Source organism: Legionella impletisoli (genome assembly GCF_900639875.1).
GTDB lineage: Bacteria > Pseudomonadota > Gammaproteobacteria > Legionellales > Legionellaceae > Legionella_A > Legionella_A impletisoli.
On sequence record NZ_CAAAIA010000007.1, the window covers coordinates 109,374 to 130,421 of the forward strand.

Consider the following 21,048-nt stretch of genomic DNA (forward strand, 5'->3'; position numbering starts at 1 on the left):
ATGCAGGGATAATCAGTCGGGCCATGCAGGAAAAAGTAGGATAGTAAGCAGATCAGAGCCTTTGACGAACCGCTTCATAAAGACAGATCCCGGCTGCAACCGATACATTTAAACTCGTGACCGCTCCATACATCGGCAATGAAAATAGCCCATCACAGTGTTCTCGCGTCAAACGACGAAGTCCGCTTCCTTCTCTGCCCATAATCAAAGCCGTTGGGCCTTTAAAATCTAACGAATAGACTGAATGTTTGGCCTCACCCGCTGCACCATAAATCCAAACCCCATGTTCTTTAAGTATTTCCATCCCACGCACTAGATTCGTTACCCGTGCCACGGGCATGGTTTCAGCAGCACCAGAAGCTACTTTACTGACGACAGGAGTAATACTGGCACTTTTATCTTTCGGGATCATGACAAAATCTACACCCGCTGCATCCGCACTACGTAAACAGGCGCCTAAATTATGCGGATCGGTGACTCCATCTAGAATTAAAATCAATGGATGATGACTACATCGTTTAAGAAGCTCGGGAATATCTCGTTCGGAGTATTCAGACAAAGACTCAGTTAAAGCCACTAGCCCTTGATGGTTTCTTCCAGAAAATTTTTGATTCATTACTTGCGACGAAAGGGTTTCAAGAGGTATTTTGCGAGACTTAGCCATGTTTAAAACATCGCTTATTTTTTTATCCTCTCGGCCCGATGCCACATATAATTGTTTAATTACGCGGTTGGGGTTCTCAAGCAAAGCCATAACGGCATGAATCCCATAGATATACTGCTCACTCATCTGACTCTAAATCCTCATCACGAACCGGTTCAAAATCAATTTTCCGCTCATCCAAGTCAACCCGAGCCACAAGAACCGTCATTTTATCGCCTAAATGATAAACCTGGCCTGTGCGTTCCCCAACTAAGCGGTGCTTGGTGGGATCAAAAGAATAATAATCATTTTTTAATGACGTGACGTGAACTAAGCCTTCAATATAGTATTCTTCCAACTCAACAAAAATACCAAATCCAGTCACTGCAGAAATTCTGCCACGAAAAACCTGCCCTAATTTATCCTGCATAAATTCACATTTGAGCCAAGCCACAACTTCACGGGTGGCCTCATCGGCTCTTCGTTCAGTTGCTGAACAATGCTTGCCAAGTCGACTCATTTCCTCTTCATCATACTCAAATTCATCTATCGGGTTATTATCCAGCAAATGACCAATCGCGCGATGAATTAATAGATCAGGATAACGACGAATGGGAGAGGTAAAATGAGTATAAGCTGAATAAGCAAGACCAAAATGCCCATCATTAGACTCAATGTATTGAGCCTGCTTTAACGATCGCAACATGACCGTTTCAATTAAATGCTGCTCAGGTTTACCATCTAATTTTTCCATAGTGATTTGAAAATCTTTCGGAGTCGGCTTTTTACCGCCGCTCAATTGATACCCCATTTCATTTAGAAATTTACGTAATTCAAGTATTTTGTCTTCTTCGGGAGCTGGATGAACACGATACAGAGTTGGAATGCTCGCTTTTTGTAAATAACTCGCCGTGGCCACGTTAGCAGCTAACATAAATTCTTCAATCAAACGATGTGCATCAGTACGTATAACCGGTACGATTCGTTGAATTTTTCGATGTTCATCGAATTCAATTTTTGTTTCGGTGGTATCAAAGTCAATCGCACCTCGTTGTTTGCGAGTTTGAAGAAGCACTTCATATAATTCTTGCGCTGTTTGTAACATCGGCCACAGCGCTTGATAAGGTTTCTCCGTTTCTCCTTCTTCAAACCAGCGAGCAACTTGGGTGTATGTCAGACGCGCATGAGAATGGATCACGGCACGATAAAAACGAGAACGGGTTATTTTTCCCTGAGCGGATATCCCAAGCTCAGCAACCATGCACAAACGATCCACATTGGGATTCAACGAACAAATGCCATTAGACAACGCTTCTGGCAGCATGGGCACCACTTTTCCAGGAAAATAAACTGAATTGCCTCGTCTCGAAGCTTCTTTATCGAGCGGAGAATTTACTTTTACATAATGGCTAACATCAGCAATCGCAACGTAGAGTTGATATGCTCCTTTCGGCGATTTTTTACAATAGATGGCATCGTCAAAATCTCTCGCATCTTCACCATCAATCGTCACAAAAGGCAGATGGCGTAAATCCGTTCGACCTTCGACTTGCTCTTTAGTGACATGCATGGGTGTATTGGTAACGGCGGCGGCAACATCTTCCGGCCATTCAGAAGGAATTCCATGAGCAAGAATGGCAATTTCCGTTTCCATTCCAGGAGCCATATGCTCGCCTAAAATATGAATGACCTTACCCACTGCTTGAGTGCGTTTACTTGGATACGCTAACAATTCAACCAATACGATTTGTCCGTCTTTCGCGTTATTGGCAAATTCTAAAGGAATTGAAATATCTTGTGTTAATCGTTTACTGTCTGGAACAACAAAGCCAATGCCATGCTCAGAAAAATAGCGTCCTACGACATTCGTATGAGCATGCTCAATGACCTCATGAATTTTGGCTTCCGACCGACCGCGGCGATCTAAACCAACAGGATAAGCCAAGACCACGTCTCCATGCATAACGGCGCGCATTTCTTTTGCAGATAATACCATGTCTTCGTCGCCATCATCTGGAATAAAAAAACCATATCCATCCGGATGGCCTTGCACGGTTCCGCGTTGTAGATTGATTTTATCCATCAAACAATAACGGCCCCGTCGGTCAAGCATAATTTGTCCATCTCGAACCATAGCACGCAAGCGAAATCCCAGTGCTTCCTGTTTTGCCTGGTCTTTAAGTTCCAATTTATTAAAGAGCTGATTGCAGGAAATTGGGCGCCCATATTCCTCGAGAATCTGTAAAATGAGCTCACGGCTTGGAATAGGATCCGAATATTTTTCTCGCTCTCTTTGATAATGTGGGTCCTGTTTATAAAGCGGTTTTTTTGTTTTTTTACTCACGCGTATTCACCAGTTTATTTATCCAGATCAAAAGTATTATTGATGTAAGAAAGTCCCAATTACTATATACCCAAGACCAATAGTTTATTCTTCTGATGTTTGAGAAACAGGGATAACAAATCCCCGCCGTCCAATATAACTTTTTAAAGCGTTTAAAGACTGATCTTCACCAGCCCAATATGTGCTTCCATCGCTTTTCAAAGGCCAAGCGATGTTTGTGTATTTACAAACCGATAACACGCCCGAGCAAGGAATTTGTTGCTCATGTCCCGGTTTTGATTCGATGCAGCTTAGTTCAAATTCCTTTTCTGTTAAGGCCAGTGCTGACCAATTTCCAGCCTGCAAGCGACTGCTCCAACCTGCACTAGCGCCCGGGTCGGAAACCGGGTGTGTTATCCATAAATCGGAAGTAGACCAATTATGAATCATCACAAGTGCTGATTTGGATGCCTTCAGTTTCACCGTTTCCTCCGTTACGGCTACCGGCTTACACCCGAATGGCAGCGTTTCTTCGGCTTGTGCATGAAAGGCCACAACACCTAATAATAAGGGAACGAAATATCTCATGACTACTCCACTCATCAAATTCTTCACCAGTATCGATTATTAAACTATTCCAATTAACTTACAGCTTAACATGAACTTTCGCTTGGAAATATCATTTAATTTGTCCTAGGATTAAATTATCAACTTGGGATTAAAACGCTATGTCTACCAAACTGTTGCGCTTACTTGTTTTATTCCTCTTAATTGGATTGCTTCCATCCGTTTATGCCCAGCAGGCCTTGAAAGTAGGAATTCCACCTTATATTCCACCGTTTGTGATGACTCTAGATAAAAAAGATCAATACGTTGGGTTTGATATTTCACTGATGAATGAAATTTGCCGAAGGCTTGGCTATAAATGTACTTACTATCCTATGAGTTCTGCTGAGATTTTTGCAGCTGTAGGGAGTAATGTGCTCGACTTAGGGGTGGGCAACATCACTATAACTTCTGAAGAAAAAGAAAACTATCTCTTTAGCTTACCTTACTTAGAAAGTTATGCCCAATACATTAGTTTAAAATCCTATAATTATACAAACTATATGGAGCTTAAAGGAAAACAAGTGGGGATACATTTAACCTACCTTTATGAACCATTATTGTTTCAAGATTTTGGCGATGACATTACCATCAAGTATTATGGTACCATCACCGATATGCTTGATGCCTTATCAAATCATAAAATTGATGGCATCATCATGGATGCTGCGGTGGCTGAAGCCTTGTATGCAAATGATGAGACCATCGCCTTACTAGGCGAAAAGATCCCTTACGGGCTTGGTTATGGGATCCTTGCCAACAAAAGCCGCTCGGATTTAATTGACCAAATTAATCGAGCATTATTGCTCATGGAAACGGACGGCACTTATCTTAAGTTTTATAACGTATATTTTGGAAATATGAACTATTAAGGTATGATTATGCCTATCTTGTGATCATCATTTCAGCTTTTTCTCTTAGGAGTGTTATGTCTTTTCAGCCATTCGTGAATCAAATTTCTAGCTTGCAAAACGATAGCATTCTTTCCTGGAAAAAAAATAATAACGGCTCAGCTTTTATAAACAAAGAGCTCGCTGCCAATCCTTTTTTAACCTTGGTTGCTGAAAACCATTCTTTTAATTACCAGCTTTGGCATGCAGAAGATCGAGCCAGAAGAGAAGATATGGGCTTTGAATATGTTTACCATGCAAAACGAGAAATTGATTACTGCAACCAGCAACGAAATAACCGCATGGAATCCATGGATAATTGGCTTTTTAGCACCCTAAAACCCGCCTCTCACCTGGATTGTCCAGTAAACTCAGAAACACCAGGGATGATGATTGATCGTTTATCCATTCTGGCGTTAAAAGCCTATCATATGAAACAGCAAACGGAACGTAAAGACGTAGACGAAACTCACCGCCAGACCTGCTTACAAAAACTACTGGTCATCGAAGAGCAACAAGCGCAATTACAAGCCTGTTTAGTTAAGCTCCTTGACGAGATAAAAGACAAAACGAGAACCTTTAGAGTCTATCATCAGTTTAAAATGTATAACGACCCTAACCTAAACCCGGAGTTATACGAGGCTCGGGGGTAAGTGAGCGGCTTGGTTCAAAAGATGGGGGTTTATTTCCCACTGCTCCTTCGCTGGTTGTTCGAGTCAGTCGACCCATAAAAAACCCATGTTTTTGCAGCAAAGATGTTCTATCGTCTTGCCTCAGTGGCCTCTGGTCGCCTTGAGAGAATTCCATCTCTTCTGCTTGCACCGTAGAAACAGGCTCAACAGGCTCAACAGGCTCAACAGGCTCAACAGGCTCAACAGGCTCAATAGGCTGAATGGATGAATGAGCACCCATGTGAGATTCTGGATCTTCAGTACCTGATGCGACGGGGGGTGCGTCTTTATGAGTGTTCTTTCCATTGTCTATCAAACTCACTTCACCCAACTTTGGCTTCCCGAAAAACTTGGCAAACGCTCTTAATGCCAATACCACAGAAAAGATCCCAGCACTACCTGCAGCAAGTCCAAGCATGACTGGTGTTTCCTGATAATGGCCTTGATCATCCATTTCCTGTAAGGGGTTTAAGGTAAAATCTATGGATTTTTGACCTTTAGCTACTCCCGAAAATAAAGAGCGTAACACTTCAAACCATTCTTGAAAATAGTATTGCGGTGAAGGGTCAACCGCCATACCATCAGAAATTGCCTGTTTCGCATTTGAAAACTTTAATTGATCAATATCATACTGAGCATTTTTTTTGGCGCTTTTTATATGATTCGTTAACTTCTCAAGAGTGCTAACCTTTTCTTCCAAGTTCTTTTGTCTATCTTTATGATGGCGATAATTTTTATAAAGATAAAAACTGGTAAAACCAATTAAACAAACCACCCCAGACAAAACGGCAGAGAGAATGAGAAGAGGGGGAACAGCAACCGCGACAATGGCATAGATGGTGGCCGCAGCAAATAAAACGCTTGCAATTGCACTATAGGCCGCTAACCCATGCCGTAAGCCAGCCAAGGCTGCGGATTTCATCGAGAGTGCTAATTGTTTGCTCAACTCCTCTCGCCGCTCAATAAACTTATCGTATTTCGCCTCAAATTCTTCTACTAACGATGTCTGCGTATGAAAATCGCTCATGGAGGCATCCAGCGCTTCTCTTGAGCCGGTTTGCACGAAGATGGCGTTAATTGCATCGGTACACAAAGCTTCTAATTCTTTTGCGCAAATTGCAAACTCAACTTTAGCCTGACTTTGCTTTAGCTTTTGTTGATAATCATACTCCTCATACATTCGCGTGAAGATACAAGCGATGGTAAACACAACACAAATCACAGCCATCGCTATAAAAAGCTGTGGTGCCAACACAGATAACCCTAAAACGCCCATGTATAAATAAAGTCCATCAACAACGCCACTATAAAACTGGGAAGCTAATCCTTTGTAGCAAATCGATTTTAAAAACTGATTTTGCTCATTAAACGCTGATTCAATCGTGACATGTTGATGATTTGAGGCTTGTGAAATAATCTTTAATTCTTCTTCAGATAATAACCTTGCCTCAGCTTGAGGATTAAGACGAGCTTCAAGAGCTAAACATTGTTCGGTGGTTAGGTTTATTTCAATACACTGGTCAAATAATTTATTAATATAAAAAAGCTTTTGGTCGCAAAAAATATAAGCCGCGTTTTTCTTAATCGGCAAATTCTTTAAAGAATCTTTATTGGGCGGCTTATCTACCACTAAGATTTGACAACCTTCGGGCTCCCAACGAGCCTGCAATTTGATGTTTTTAAGTAGCGTATCATTTATATCCATCATCGCTTTACGTTGGCTAATCATTCGCCGATACCATAAGCGATTTAATACCGAAAGACCTCCAAGAAGCACGCCAACTGGAATGATCATGAACGCCATACTCTGACCAGAAAGCAGGCTCGCAGCAATCATGGTGCTGCGCACCCCTTTATAGCCGTTTTTCAACCCTTTCATAGCATCGCGAAAGTACGGCCATAAGGTGGCGATGTAGCGTTTAAACGCATTGGGATCTTCATCACTGAATTTATTAGCCAGCAATGAAAAACCGATGATGGTTACTGCCTCGGTTGCGGCTATCAAAGCACCGCCCGGAGTACACATCCAGTCATGCATTAAATCAGAGGTTGATGCAGCATTATCGGCACACAACACATCAAAACTGTACTTGATCATGCTGTAGGAAAGACTTAGACCATCCAGTGCGCCATATAATGCATAAATATAAGCGTTTTTATGTAAAAATTGGGCGAATTCTTTATAGAGCAGGGTATTATTATCGCTCGCAGATTGGCTTTTAGAGACAGATGCATCCCTTTGAGAAGAACTTGATGTGGTATCGCCTTTCACACCATCACTCATGTGCTTTGCAGGTAGGGGCCAAGATGGTGCAAATTGTAACGTGTTAAGCCTCACATGGCAAGTAAATTTTCAAAATGAATCAAAATGAAACAAAAAATCATCGGCCATCATTAAGTTTACCATAGGTATATAGAGAAAATAAAAAATAAAATGCATTTGCGAATATGAATTGCCTTCAGGTGTCCTGTTTAGCGAAGAAAATTTAACTCTCAATTTAGCGGATAGGAAGCTGTGCCAAACGTCTTAAACCTGATACGATTAGTTATTTTTGAGTCGTGTTTTGGAGGGTAAATGCGATTATTATTTTTTTTTCTTTTTAATCTATTAACCTTTGGATCTGCAATGGCTGATAATGATAAAACCGTCTATGGCTATGTTGAAAAAGTCGTATTAGTCGATCAAAATCTTCCTGTTTCTGCCAAATTAGATACTGGAGCTAAATCAGCTTCATTAAATGCAACCAACATTCGTGAAATCACAGAGAATAATAAAACCTTTTTAAAATTTACTGTTCCCTCAAAAGAGGGGGATATCGAATTTATGGGTGAATACGTCGGGAACGTTAAAATAAAAGTTCGAACCGGGGAAAAGCAGGTTAACCCTTTGTTAAGAAATACACATAAACGTCCGCTGGTGCTCATGAAAATGCGGCTAGGAAATAAAGAGCAATTAATACGTGTTAACCTCACCAATCGAAAAAACTTCATATATCCTTTATTGTTGGGGCGCGAAGCCATCATTGCATTTGATGGACTGGTTGATCCAAGCTTAAGCTTCACCGTTAAAACAAAAACAACCGTGGAAAAAACATGACTTCTAATAAACGTCATTTATATGGATTAATTGTCGTATTATTTATGGTTGGCTTTAGTATCTTTTTTTATCGTTATGCCATATTGGGTGTTCCATTGACGGAAACAGAAGATATAAATACGTGGACGGTTGAAGCCAACCTTAAATTCATAGCCGATAAAAACGTCCCCGTAAAAGCAAGTTTTACCATCCCCTATATGCCTCCTTATTACTCAATATTGGATGAATATTTTGTTTCGCAAAACTATGGGGTTACCACCAATTTAGTGGGCAATAACCGAGTGGCAGTCTGGTCTTTGCGACGTGGTAGCGGTGGACAATCTTTATATTATCGAGCAATTTTTCGTGAATCCGGCATGCCAGATACCCCCCTTTCCAAACCACCCGTAATAAAACCACAACCCTTAGCTGAAAACCAAAAAGCAGCGGTAGAAACGATCACCAACAATGCGCGTGAAGCCTCTGCCGACATTCAAACCTTTGCCCAAAGTACGATTAAAGAACTCAATAAGAAAGAAGGAAATGTCAAACTTTTAACAGGGAATAAGTTTGATGATGAAAGTCTTGTTTCAGCAGCCATTGTCATTTTAAATCAGGCTCGAATTTTTGCCATGCCCGTTAAAGGAATTTCCTTAACCCAGCAAAATAAAGCCGAATTTAATACGATGCTTGTCGTCTATAACGAAAAAGAATGGGTTTATATAAACCCCCGAACCGGTGCTGCGGGCCTACCAAAACATTTTTTGGTTTGGCAATACGGTGATAGACCCGTGTTTGAAGTCAGTGGTGGAAAAAAAGCACAAATGAATCTTACGGTTTCAGAAACGCCAATCAATGCATTAAATCTAGCAAAAGCGCGTGGATTGCAAACTGAGTCCGAGTTGTTACGATTTTCATTACTGCAATTGCCAGTAAGTGCCCAGGAAACGTACAAGATTCTTTTAACTATACCAATTGGCGCTTTTATCATCTTGATTTTGCGAAATTTTATTGGCATGAGCACGTTCGGTACGTTCATGCCTGTGTTAATTGCCCTGGCATTTCGCGAAACCCATGTGATTTGGGGGATTACGTTGTTTACCCTCATTGTTTCATTTGGATTATTAGCAAGATTTTACTTAGACCAATTGCGTTTATTGCTGGTGCCACGATTAACCGCAATTTTGACGGTGGTTATTTTAATGATGATGGCCATCAGTGTTTTCAGTCAAAACTTAGGACTTGAATCCGGGTTATCGGTAGCCTTATTCCCGATGGTAATTTTAACCATGACGATCGAGCGCATGTGCATTACCTGGGATGAACGTGGTCCTTATGAAGCCATTAAGTCCGGTATTGGAAGCTTAATTGCCGCTGTAATCTGTTATTGGGCTATGAGTTATCCACCTTTACAATATTTGGTTTTTGCTTTTCCAGAGCTATTATTAATCTTATTAGCTTTTGTTCTTTGGTTTGGGCAGTATCGTGGTTATCGGTTGTTTGAGCTGTTTCGTTTTAATGTATTAGCGGGCAAATAGTTATGTTTGGACGTTATAAAAACTTATTAAAAAAAGGGGTATTAAGCATTAATCGCCGTAATAGCGATTTTGTGTTGCGTTACAATAAGCGTAAACTTTACCCCTTAGTTGACAATAAGTTAAAAACCAAGCAATTAGCCATTGAAGCCAATATCCCAACACCTCCTTTGTATCAAATTATTGAACGTGAGCATCAGCTTAAAACTCTGGATAAAAATTTAGAAGCTTATTCTGATTTTGTGGTCAAACCGGCACGTGGCGCGGGTGGTGATGGAATTTTAGTGATAATGGATCGTGTCATGGGTCGCTATCGCCAAATTAATGGGAAATTGTTAACCTCCCAGGAATTAAGCTATCACATTTCATGCATCTTATCTGGTGCTTACAGTCTAGGTGGCCATCCTGATGTGGCTTTCATTGAGCATCGCGTGGTGGTTGATCCTGTCTTTGCCCCAGTTAGCTATGAAGGGATCCCAGACATACGGGTGATTGTTTTATTAGGTTATCCTGCTGTTGCCATGCTGCGATTACCAACCCGACTCTCAGGGGGTAAAGCAAATTTACATCAAGGCGCTATTGGTACAGGCATTAATCTTGCCACCGGAAAAACATTGGGGGGCGTTTTTCATAATGATACCATTGATTATCACCCTGACACGCTCAATTCAATCGTCGATATTGCACTACCTCACTGGGATAAGATTTTAGAGATTGCCGCCAAGTCTTATGAACTAACAGGTCTTGGATACATTGGCGCAGACATCGTTTTAGATAAAGATCATGGCCCTTTACTCTTAGAGCTTAATGCAAGGCCAGGACTTAACATTCAAATCGCTAATCGTGAGGGCGTTTTACATCGTTATCACGCAATAGAAGCGCGTTTCGCTGAACAAGGCAATGAGACACCCGAAGAACGCATTGCCTTTAGTAAAGATACCTTTGCTTAGAGCCAATAAAGTAAGAAATAGCCTAAGGCTGTGAGTCCAATTTTCGAATACGCTGCGCTTCTAAAAGCAACACTTTAAAATAATCATAAGTCATATAAAAATCGCCTTGATTACCCACGTTCGTGCCCCAAGAATTTCTTAACGTGAATAGACCTTGATATCGCCGACCCTGATTATCTACTGCGATCGCACCATCGTCATAACCTGTAATAATCATTTCATGACCACCCGCATTATTAAAGGCTTGATTTGATTTTATGTCATTTACAATTTCTGGTGTGAGTACCCACGTATCACTGACCACTTGGTGCTTACCTACTGCACCGATTAATCCTAACTGAATATCAACCAACAAAACACCAAACGTCACGCGATCGCCTTCGCGGATAGAACGTTTCACATCTGCAAGTGTTGTGCTTGTGTCTGTTTCTTTCAAAATAGCCTGCCAGACGTCAATTAAAGAAGACCAGGCTACGCGTTCATCCAATCGTTCACTCAGCGTGTGATATTCAGGCAGTGACATTTCAGAAGCAGGTTCCCCTTTGAATCGTGGATACTCCGTTTCTCCACCACAGCCATAGCGTTGTTGGTTGCTTTTGGTAATCATTCCAAATTTATCCAGTTGGCTTAACACCACAGGACCAAATGAACCTTTCCATCCACTAGGGCTGTAAGCAACGTTAGCCAAATGGCGGCCAAGCTGTAAATGACAAAGCTGGCTGATGTAATCACCCTGCCCAAGAAGCGCATCAATAGCTGCGGTATTCGCAAACGTAGCGCAGGTTCCATGACTGCCTTGATCGAGTACTGGAACATTGTTCATACCTAATTGCACTCGTTGCGTGTCATTCGCTAACGCTATGTCCATACTATTGGAAGAAGTTGAAGCCATTTCAACCCGATGTTTAAGCGTTTCTTTGGCATTATCGGATAAGGCTAATTGTAAGAGTGTGATTTCACGAGGTGGCTCAAGCAGAAGTGTTCTCTTTATGCGCTCTTTATTTGCCTGTGGAAGAGGTTGGTGAAGCTCACCAATCATATCAATCTCTGCTGCAAAAACCGGTAAACTTAAACTGAATACAACATATAACCAAAGTCGTTTCATAAACACTTTCCCAAATGAATAAGGTCGATTTTAGAGTTTATGAACTATATCATAATGATCGCAATTTGGTCACTTAAAATCCATTGCCGCCAGCCTGATTAATAAAAAACCTTTTTATTACTGGCAATTGATTGCATAAATTCAACCCAATCCCTCTGGCCATTGCAATAGGAGGCAAAGGATTAGCAAATAGAGTTTTTAAGCCTTGCATCATTCCAATCACTTTCCACACCTCGTATTTACGAGCGCGTTGATATTCCCGCAAATAGCGACTGCGCCAGATTGGTGCTTTTGCTCTATCTATAATATCTAACCAGCAAGCCACATCCTCTAAGCCAAGATTCAAACCTAATCCTGCTAAGGGATGGATAGTATGCGCAGCATCACCCATTAAAAGCCATCGCGTTCCTTGATATTGATTAGCATGGCGCATCACCAAAGGAAATTGATGCCGTTTATCTATGAGCTCACATAGGCCGAGTTTTGCTGCAAAGGCCTGGGTGAGTTCCTGATTAAATTGTGCTTCATCCAGAGTTAACAAACGCTCAGCCCGTTTTGGGGTGGTGGACCAAACGATTGAACAAGTATGGGGATCTTTTAACGGTAAAAAAGCCAGTGGGCCATCCGCATTAAATACTTGATAGGCTGTTGCCTCATGAGGATACTCCACACAAACCGTCGCCACTAAAGCATGTTGATGATAAGGCCATGTGGTAAGCGTTACTCCGAGTTTATCGCGTGTTTTGGATAAGCCACCATCTGAAACAATTAAAAGTTGGGCCTCGAAATCTCCTTCTTCACACGTTAAACGAACACCCGAATCTAAATGTTGTATAGAGCATACTTTATTATTCGGAATTAAGGTTATCCCTAATGCCACTGCACGCTGTAAAAGGGCATGTTTAATAACGTCCTCCCGAATTATATTTCCTAACCTAGCTTCTCCAATCATTCGAGCATCAAAATCAATGCAAGCGCCGTTTTGAGCATCCCAAATATGCATGTGACGATAAGGCGATACATCGCTTTCAGAAATCTCAGGCCATATGCCAAGATGAGCAAACAAGTTTTCTGAGGATTGATTCACTGCATAGACACGAGTGGTTTTATGCTTTAAATCCGGTGACAAAGATTGAGCATCGATTATAGCTACAAGATAGTGACGTTGTGCTAAGGCAATCGCAACGGACAACCCAACAATCCCGCCACCTACTACAATAACATCCCATTGCTTGCTCATCATAAATTCTCTGCAACTAAAGGAATTTGACAAACGAGATCTGGAATAACTCCCGCAAAACCGCTGGCATAACGCGATAGAATGCGTTTAGCGCTTGGTAAATTATCCAATGCAATTAAGCCTACATTTCTCGCAAAAGATAAACCAAGTCGTTTCGAGGTAAATACATCCACTAAACCGTTTGTGAAAAAAGTAATCGCCGTTTGATCATGTTTTCGATGTTGCTCGTAAATGTCTAAAGCATTGGTGTTGATACCGTACTGAATGAGGCACTGTGCCAATAATGCCACATCACGAAGCCCCAAGTTAAAACCTTGCCCCGCAACTGGATGTAATGTATGAGCTGCGTTCCCAATAAACACCGTCGAACCAAATGTTTGCTGCTTCATGATCACTTGCTTTAAAGGATAAAGCCCTCGTCGACCAATTTTTACAAGTCGGCCCAAGCGATAACCAAATTCTTGATAAAGAGCATGGATAAATGCATCATCGCTTAATTGAAGAATTTGGTTAGCCTTTTCTCTGGGTAAAGACCATACTAAGGAGGAACGATTTTCAGACATCGGAAGCAGGGCCAATGGTCCCGAGGAGGTAAATCGTTCATAAGCATAACCTCGATGAGGCCTTGCCAAACCAACATTAGCCACAATCGCAGATTGATGATAATTTTTAATTTCCGCCTTTAGTCCCAAAAGCTTTCTTACAAAAGAGTCCGCTCCATCGGCTGCAACAATAAGCTTGGCTTTAAGAGTTACAACGTTACCGCCTGACTCCTCAATGGTAGCCACATTGTGCTCTTGATCCAATGCCATTAAAGAGGCGGGGGCAAGAAGAGAATCCATCGCAAGTAAGGGCCAAACCGCGCTATACATATCTTGCATCTCAACCACAAACCCTAATGGTTGCTTGGTTTGACTGCTTAACCGAGCTACCCCAAATCGTTTTTGCTCAGAAACATGGATGTTATTTATGGCTGTGGCCTTTGTCGCGAGCGAAGGCCATACTTCTAACATAGATAAGATGCGCATACTTGCTAAAGATAAAGCAAGACTTCGTGAATCAAAATCAGCTTGCATTTTGATGTCAAAAGAGCTTGCATCAATCAAGAGCGCACGATAACCCGTTTGCTTTAAAGCCAACAAGAGCAAGGCCCCTGTGAGGCCACCACCAATAATTAACACATCCACTGCTTCATCAGCCACGTACAATCGCCTCAAGTTCATCTACTTCCACTGCCAGTGCCGCTGTTAAATTATGATGGCCCATTCGGGTAACCTCTATATCATCTTCAATGCGAATTCCAATGCCTAACCAGCGTTCATCCACATGAGGGTGATCAGGACGAATATAAATTCCTGGCTCAACGGTTAAAACCATACCTTCCTCAAGCATTCGCCAAGAACCATCTCGTTTATAAGCCCCACTGTCATGAACATCAAGGCCTAACCAGTGACCTGAATTATGCATGTAAAATTCTTTATAAGCCCCTTCTTCAATAAGACTATCCACTTCACCATGCAATAGCTTTAAATCAATGAGCCCTTGGGTTAAAACACGCACCATATTCATTTGAATCTCATTCCAAGCTTGGCCAGGGCGCACTTGCTCAAGGCCTGCTTTTTGTGCTTTTAACACCAATTCATAAAGAGCACGTTGTTCTGCGGTGAAAACACCATTTAAAGGATAAGTTCGAGTAATATCGGCAGCATAATTTTGATATTCACCACCCGCATCAACTAACAAAAGCTCACCGCGTTTAAGAGGAGCATTATTCTCGGTGTAATGAAGAATACAAGCATTCTTACCGCCAGCAACAATCGGATCATATGCGTAACTACGACAACCTTCTCTTATAAACTCATAAATAAGTTCCGCCTCAAGCTCATATTCATACTGAGCTTGGCTGCATCGTTTCATAACCCGTTGATGAGCAGCCACGGAAATGCTCGCTGCTTTTTGCATGAGGGAAAGCTCCGCTTCGCTTTTGAATAATCGAAGCTCACTGATAATGGGCGTAATATCACAAAATGCATCGGGAGCCTGAATGCCTTTGCGAATTTGTCCTTTAACTTGATGCCAAGCCTGTTTAATTCGTTCATCCCAATGAGGATAGCGACCAAGGGGAAAATAGACCGCTTTTTTTCCTGATAGTAATTCGACTAAGCGATCATTACATTCTTTTACAGAAAACGCGGCATCAACTCCTAGCTCTGATAAAGCATCCTCTTGACCAAGTCGAAGGCCAGTCCATAATTCTTGAGCGGGATCTTTAGGGCGATTAAACAAAATGCTTTCCGGTGCTCGACCAGAAGTGATAACCAACAACGCGTCGGGTTCATTAAACCCAGTTAAATAATAAAAATCGCTGTCTTGGCGAAATCTGTAATGCGAGTCACCACTGCGAAGTGCTTCTCTAGCGGCAGGAATCAATGCTACAGAGTCGGGCTCCAATTGCATGGCCACGCTTTGACGACGTGTGACGTATTCTTTTTTGGATATCATAAACGATCCTTCTCGAATCAACTAATCTGGCTCACGAGTTTATCCTTAATGCGCTTTCTGAGTCGCATCTTCATGGTGATGATTTTCTTTTAAATCACCGTATATCCTAAGCACCGCCATGCGAGCATATTCACTCACCTCCATTAAAGCTCGTTCATCTTCTTCATCAATATTTAGGCTGTCATAATCTAACTTAGCAAACTCTGCTATGTGTTGAATGGCGTCTTGTACTTCTTCTTCCTCAATTTGCTCCACATCAACACCGGCCATGACTAAGCCCTGTATAAACCCATCACACCATTCGCTAAATGCTTGTGCGCGGGTGGATAACGATTCATCCTCTTCCGGCAACATAAGTTGGAACTCAAAATCAAGGTTCGAAATTTGCTGTTGGCTAACGGCATATACATCAAATAATGCCAAAATAGCTGCGCGCGAAGAGTCATCTTTATTAAGCATCAAAGCTCGGAAATATTCCTCTCCTTTATGGGTGGCTCCTGCAGAAAGATAACCGCACATCATTCCATGCAGTTCACTCCCTGAAATGGGTAGGTCAAGAGAGGAGATGGAATCGATAAACGTTTGGTATTTGGGCAGGTGTGATGACACACGACTTGCAGACATAAGATAACCTATTGCAAAAAATATCTATAATAACTGATTTGCTCACACAAACCAAAATTGTTACCATTTGAACAATCGTTCCCGTCTTATCTTAGGATTTTATTTAGATGGGAATGTCTGCCATTAGAATGTGGCTGTAACATCTTGCATGAGATGACTATGATGAAAACAAAATCCTGTACCATACGCTTGCTCAATAAAGTCTATAACATCAAATGCCCAGAGCATGAGGTGGAAAATCTGACCCATGCTGCCGCGCAATTAAATAATCATATGACTGAAACGAAAAAAAAATTCAAGCAACTAGATGATTTTCAAGCCTTATTGCTTGCAGCACTCCACATCAGTCATGACTTAATTCATTGTCAAGCCAAGCAAGAAGAGCGGCAAAAGCAACTCGCTCAGTTCATTCATTCTTTAGAGACAAAAATTAGTCAAGCAACAGAAGAAGTCTAACGTAAATGCTTTCACACGATTTGGATAGGACTAGGTCAAGTTAGACCTAAATTTTAGCGCGACACAGCGAGGTGATAATGGCTACGTTTACGACGTTTGCGTTTGGGACTGGTGAATCCAGCACCATGAAAAAAAAGAATATTATTTCGCAGTTTTCTGAAGCGTGTACAAATGACAAGCTTGTCCTAGAAGGCCCTGGCATGCTTGGCAAAGAGGTGAAAGCAAACACCAAACTAGCAACCCGCACCATACTCGACTGGCTAGCACAACAACCCTCTCAACAAAACACTCTTAATTTAAGTGGCTTTAGCCGGGGTTCCGTCACCTGCATTCAAATTGCTAATCGCCTTAAGCGTTATGAACGATTTTTAACGGCTCGTGAAGCCCGTTTAACTGCCGAAGGTAAGACGCTTTTAGAGCGTTTACGTGGTTTAGAAATCCATATTTTTGCTATGGATCCAGTCGCAGGATTAGGCGATAAAAATCAGCGTTATGCCAGGATTATTCCGGATAATGTAAAAAGCTATGTCTCTGTATTACAAACCGATGAAATGAGGCGAGATTTTAAACCTCAAGACATCACCCGCGCTATTATCGCATCACCTCAAACGAAGGTATCCATGTTGCCAATGTTTGGCAATCATTCCGATACCACCAAAATAAAAAGTAACACCATGCAAAGCGGAGCAAAACTGTGTTGGTATGCATTGCATGAATTTTTAACCGAGCACGGTACAACGTTTAACGGCAATGTTATGCCACAATTGGTAGATAAAGATATGAATTTATCTACTTTGCCAACAAACCCAAGTACGAAAGACTTATTAAACCTATTTAGTGACCATCATCTAGAGCGCGACCATTATTTGAAATCTGGACAACGAATTAAACTGGTCGATGGAATTCCTCTGCCTCGAAAACAACGAAGCTTAAATAAACATTTGGATTACTATGTTAAAAATGCCGATTTTTTTGTGAATCAACTTGAGCGAGAATTATTTAAGCTTTCTTATCCAAAAACATTTAATTACTTATTCGAACAAAACTTACCTGATCTTCGTTTTCCACAAGCGAGCCACTGTGAAAAAGAAGACGTAATTGCTGAGCTTTTGACGATAAGAAATGAAAACCCAACATTATTTACTAAGCTTTTGACACGCGGTGTAGGTGAAACAGATGAAGGTCTTACTTTAGATGAGCCTGCGGGTGTGTTTTGTCTTGAACCTTCTGAAACCATGCTGCAAGTATTTCCAAATTTAGTGCCCGATGAAGTTAAACTTGGAAACCCTGGCCTTAATAAATTGTGCCACCTAGAACAAGACGTGTATCGCTTAACGTTTCGCTATGAGCGAGAAAAATCAGAATTTTCGCCTTTTTCTCATCGCCACCAAGCGCATCGTTCTCATGCCATACGCCAAGAAATCCAACATATCGTAAACCATCAAGAAGAAGATGCAGCCACGAAATATCATCGAATATTAGATACCTTAGAATACCATTATCGCTATCTCGTAAAAGCCAATAGTGAGAGTGAACTAAGTGCTCTATTAAAAAATGAGCTTAAAAAGCATGGACGCACGTATCAAGTTCAAAGCGTTTCTGTTTCTCGTGAAATTCTGGCGAGTGTTGTGCATGGTTCATTGAGTTTATTAAAAGAAACCATAAGCTTCATTGGTCATCTAGGGTATGTAGGTGGAGGCGTGTTAACGGCCGTTGGCTCTTACATTCAAGATATTGGCCGACGAATCAATGAATCATTAGGTAAGCTTGGGTATAACCCATTAAAATATGTCACTTCAGCCGTTGGATATTTGCTTGAAGGCGTTGGTTTTGCCATTAAACATAGTTTTGGTTTAAAAGATCTAACGAATTTTATCACCAACGGCATTCGAAATTTCCGTGATGCCGTCGTTAACGCGATTGGCCCTAAAACCGTTGAACGTCAACAACCTGTTCCAGTTCAACCGAATGATCTACATGATGTAGAAGCTGATCCTGTGCATCAGTTTAAACAACAAGTTCAAGAGTTACGTCATGAACGAGACGCGAAACTAGAATTGAATCAGCAACCCATTCATGAAGAACGTTCACCTGAACTGATTTAAGGCGATAGGTTCGTGCAAACCAGAGCCGTTGGGTTCTGTAGACCTCGGGGTAATTTATTTCCACGTCGTCCTCTGTCACCTTGATAATGGGCAAGATCATCTTCTTTCAGTGTAAAATGACGTTTGCCAGCATGCACCGTGAGCACATCGCCTTTCTCTAACACTTGAATATCCACAACGTATTCTTCTCTCGCGGCCGCTTTAGGAGCAGGAATATGAATCAGTTTATTACCTTTACCGCGAGAAAGTTCTGGTAATTCGGTAATGGAAAAAATTAAGAGCCGACCCGTATTGGTGATGCATGCGACTCTTGCTTCTTCCTTCACTAAAATTGCCCTAGGCGGCAAGACCTGGCTATGATGAGGGAGCTTCAAACATGCTTTACCGTTCCGGCTTTTAACATAAAGTTCTTTGAGTTGTGTTAAAAACCCATATCCGGCATCGCTCGCTAAGATTATCCACTCTTCGGGTTCACCGCTAATTAATGCGGTAAATGATACACCATCGGCTGGGTTAAGCTTCCCAGTTAAGGGTTCTCCTTGGCCTCGAGCCGACGGTAACGTGTGGCCAGGAAGGCTGTAGACCTTGCCTTCCGCGTCAAAAAATAATACTTGCTGATTGGTGCGAGCGTTAGCTTGGGCTTTAAATTCATCTTGGGCTTTATAATTGAGCTCCTTCCCATCCACATCATGACCTTTTGCAGCGCGAACCCAACCCTTTTGCGAGAGAACTACCGTAATGGGTTCGTTTGGAAGTATGTCTTCTTCTTTTAATGCTTGAGAATCTTGTCGCTCAATAATAGGTGAGCGTCTAGGGTCGCCAAAACGAGAGCAGTCTGATTCGATTTCTTCTTTAACGAGTGTTCGAAGTTTTTGATCGCTTGCTAATACGCTCTCTATAAAATCGCGCTCTTCTTGTAATTCATCCCGTTCTGCTTTTAATTTAAATTCCTCAAGCTTCGCTAAATGTCGTAATTTAGTATCTAAAATGGCATCCGCCTGGCGTTCGGTTAGATTAAAGCGCTTCATTAAAGCCGCTTTCGGCTCATCAGACTCACGAATAATATGAATGACTTCATCCAAATTTAAATAGGCAATGAGCAAACCTTCCAGCACATGAAGTCGGTCTAAGACTTTATCCAGACGAAACTGAAGCCGTTTTTTAACCGTGCTTAACCGGAAGGTAAGCCATTCTTTTATCACAGCAAGAAGATTTTTTACCTGAGGCTTACCATCAAGCCCAATCATGTTAAAGTTGACGCGATAACTTCGCTCAAGATCGGTCGTTGCAAACAAATGAAGCATCACACCTTCAACATCCACACGACTCGAGCGAGGAATAATCACTAAACGCGTAGGGTGCTCATGATCCGACTCATCGCGAATGTCATCAATCATTGGCAATTTTTTCTGCTGCATTTGAGCTGCAATTTGTTCCACCACTTTGGCTCCTGAAACTTGATAAGGCAAAGCGGTAATGACAATATGATGCTTTTCTACGTGGTAGACAGCGCGCATTTTAATGGAACCAAAGCCCGTAGCATATAAGTTTCGAATGGCTTCTTCCGGTGTGATAATTTCCGCTGTGGTTGGGAAGTCCGGACCTTTAATGTAGGTTAAAATATCATCTAAATCGGAGTTAGGATGCTCAAGTACGCGAATACAGGCATTCGCCACTTCTGTGAGATTATGCGGCAGGATATCAGAAGACATACCAACGGCAATTCCTGTTGCACCATTGAGCAACACATTTGGCAATCTGGCTGGTAAAAGGGCAGGTTCTTGTAACGTGCCATCAAAGTTATCGACCCAATCCACCGTTCCTTGTTGTAATTCGGATAAGAGCAAGTCTGCGTAATTAGAAAGACGGGCTTCCGTATAACGCATCGCCGCAAACGACTTGGGATCATCGGCTGATCCCCAGTTTCCCTGGCCATCCACTAGAGGATAACGGTATGAAAACGATTGGGCCATTAAAACCATCGCTTCATAACAAGCCGAATCACCATGAGGATGAAATTTACCTAATACATCCCCGACTGTGCGAGCAGATTTTTTATATTTGGCACTCGCCTTTAACCCAAGCTCACTCATAGCATAAACAATTCGACGCTGCACTGGTTTAAATCCATCAGCAATGCTAGGCAATGCCCGATCTAAAATGACATACATCGAATAATTAAGATAAGCTTTTTCGGTAAATTCGGTTAGCGGCTTTCGTTCAATTGCGTCATTCATCGTCATAGGAGTTTGGGGGGTTAAAATTAATAAGAGAAATTAATTGGATATTGTCACGTTCTAAAATAACCTATTTTAGCAGAAA

At 41.7% G+C, this 21,048-nt stretch carries 17 protein-coding genes; 7 read left to right on the top strand and 10 right to left on the bottom strand.

All coding sequences use genetic code 11. The annotated features are described in order from the left end of the window. Positions 1-52: 52 nt before the first annotated feature. The 3 genes from rlmB to E1O41_RS08700 form a co-directional block, all read right to left on the bottom strand. Positions 53-790 (bottom strand): 23S rRNA (guanosine(2251)-2'-O)-methyltransferase RlmB, encoded by a 738-nt coding sequence (gene rlmB, locus E1O41_RS08690; RefSeq protein WP_131776925.1) that lies wholly within the window; start codon positions 788-790, stop codon positions 53-55. Beyond that, positions 783-2,987 carry a ribonuclease R gene (gene rnr / locus E1O41_RS08695; protein ID WP_131776926.1) on the bottom strand — a complete coding sequence of 735 codons (2,205 nt, stop codon included), beginning with the start codon at positions 2,985-2,987 and terminating at the stop codon, positions 783-785. The genes rlmB and rnr overlap by 8 nt, the downstream gene beginning before the upstream one ends. Before the next feature lie 84 nt (positions 2,988-3,071). Then, positions 3,072-3,554, bottom strand: coding sequence for a hypothetical protein (locus E1O41_RS08700; protein WP_131776927.1), 483 nt, complete (start codon positions 3,552-3,554; stop codon positions 3,072-3,074). 140 nt (positions 3,555-3,694) lie between these two features. Between E1O41_RS08700 and E1O41_RS08705 the strand changes: the two genes are divergently transcribed. Beyond that, positions 3,695-4,444 carry a transporter substrate-binding domain-containing protein gene (locus E1O41_RS08705; protein ID WP_131776928.1) on the top strand — a complete coding sequence of 250 codons (750 nt, stop codon included), beginning with the start codon at positions 3,695-3,697 and terminating at the stop codon, positions 4,442-4,444. 56 nt (positions 4,445-4,500) lie between these two features. Continuing rightward, complete coding sequence (locus tag E1O41_RS08710) at positions 4,501-5,115, top strand: DUF4254 domain-containing protein (protein ID WP_131776929.1); 615 nt, start codon at positions 4,501-4,503, stop codon at positions 5,113-5,115. Here E1O41_RS08710 and E1O41_RS11780 read toward each other — a convergent pair. Beyond that, complete coding sequence (locus tag E1O41_RS11780) at positions 5,078-7,417, bottom strand: hypothetical protein (RefSeq protein ID WP_165481157.1); 2,340 nt, start codon at positions 7,415-7,417, stop codon at positions 5,078-5,080. The genes E1O41_RS08710 and E1O41_RS11780 overlap by 38 nt on opposite strands. Positions 7,418-7,708: 291 nt before the next feature. Here E1O41_RS11780 and E1O41_RS08720 point away from each other — a divergent pair, with 291 nt between their 5' ends. From E1O41_RS08720 to E1O41_RS08730, 3 genes are read left to right on the top strand one after another with little or no spacing between them, the layout of a single operon-like run. Beyond that, complete coding sequence (locus tag E1O41_RS08720) at positions 7,709-8,230, top strand: ATP-dependent zinc protease family protein (RefSeq protein ID WP_131776930.1); 522 nt, start codon at positions 7,709-7,711, stop codon at positions 8,228-8,230. Further along, positions 8,227-9,747 carry an inactive transglutaminase family protein gene (locus E1O41_RS08725; RefSeq protein WP_131776931.1) on the top strand — a complete coding sequence of 507 codons (1,521 nt, stop codon included), beginning with the start codon at positions 8,227-8,229 and terminating at the stop codon, positions 9,745-9,747. The genes E1O41_RS08720 and E1O41_RS08725 overlap by 4 nt, the downstream gene beginning before the upstream one ends. Before the next feature lie 2 nt (positions 9,748-9,749). Then, a complete protein-coding gene (locus E1O41_RS08730) occupies positions 9,750-10,694 on the top strand; it encodes an alpha-L-glutamate ligase-like protein (protein WP_131776932.1) in 945 nt (314 codons plus the stop codon). Between the two features lie 22 nt (positions 10,695-10,716). Here E1O41_RS08730 and E1O41_RS08735 read toward each other — a convergent pair whose 3' ends face one another. From E1O41_RS08735 to E1O41_RS08755, 5 genes are all read right to left on the bottom strand, one after another. Continuing rightward, entirely contained in the window at positions 10,717-11,799 is a 1,083-nt protein-coding gene (locus tag E1O41_RS08735) for a C1 family peptidase (RefSeq protein ID WP_165481158.1), read from the bottom strand. A gap of 73 nt (positions 11,800-11,872) precedes the next feature. Continuing rightward, the gene (locus tag E1O41_RS08740) at positions 11,873-13,042 is read right to left on the bottom strand and encodes an FAD-dependent oxidoreductase (RefSeq protein ID WP_229669356.1); all 1,170 of its coding nucleotides are present in this window, start codon (positions 13,040-13,042) and stop codon (positions 11,873-11,875) included. Beyond that, positions 13,039-14,241: an FAD-dependent monooxygenase gene (locus E1O41_RS08745; protein WP_131776934.1), complete on the bottom strand. Its 1,203-nt coding sequence runs from the start codon at positions 14,239-14,241 to the stop codon at positions 13,039-13,041. The genes E1O41_RS08740 and E1O41_RS08745 overlap by 4 nt, the downstream gene beginning before the upstream one ends. After that, entirely contained in the window at positions 14,234-15,541 is a 1,308-nt protein-coding gene (pepP, locus tag E1O41_RS08750; RefSeq protein WP_131776935.1) for a Xaa-Pro aminopeptidase, read from the bottom strand. The genes E1O41_RS08745 and pepP overlap by 8 nt, the downstream gene beginning before the upstream one ends. Positions 15,542-15,586: 45 nt before the next feature. Next, complete coding sequence (locus E1O41_RS08755) at positions 15,587-16,165, bottom strand: UPF0149 family protein (RefSeq protein WP_131776936.1); 579 nt, start codon at positions 16,163-16,165, stop codon at positions 15,587-15,589. 159 nt (positions 16,166-16,324) lie between these two features. Between E1O41_RS08755 and E1O41_RS08760 the strand changes: the two genes are divergently transcribed. After that, on the top strand, positions 16,325-16,621 hold the full coding sequence (locus E1O41_RS08760) for a cell division protein ZapA (RefSeq protein WP_131776937.1): 297 nt from the start codon (positions 16,325-16,327) through the stop codon (positions 16,619-16,621). Positions 16,622-16,698: 77 nt separating this feature from the next. Then, complete coding sequence (locus E1O41_RS08765; RefSeq protein WP_131776938.1) at positions 16,699-18,726, top strand: DUF5621 domain-containing protein; 2,028 nt, start codon at positions 16,699-16,701, stop codon at positions 18,724-18,726. Here the strand turns inward: E1O41_RS08765 and parC are convergent. Next, positions 18,723-20,963 (bottom strand): DNA topoisomerase IV subunit A, encoded by a 2,241-nt coding sequence (gene parC, locus E1O41_RS08770; RefSeq protein WP_131776939.1) that lies wholly within the window; start codon positions 20,961-20,963, stop codon positions 18,723-18,725. The genes E1O41_RS08765 and parC overlap by 4 nt on opposite strands. Between the last annotated feature and the right edge of the window lie 85 nt (positions 20,964-21,048).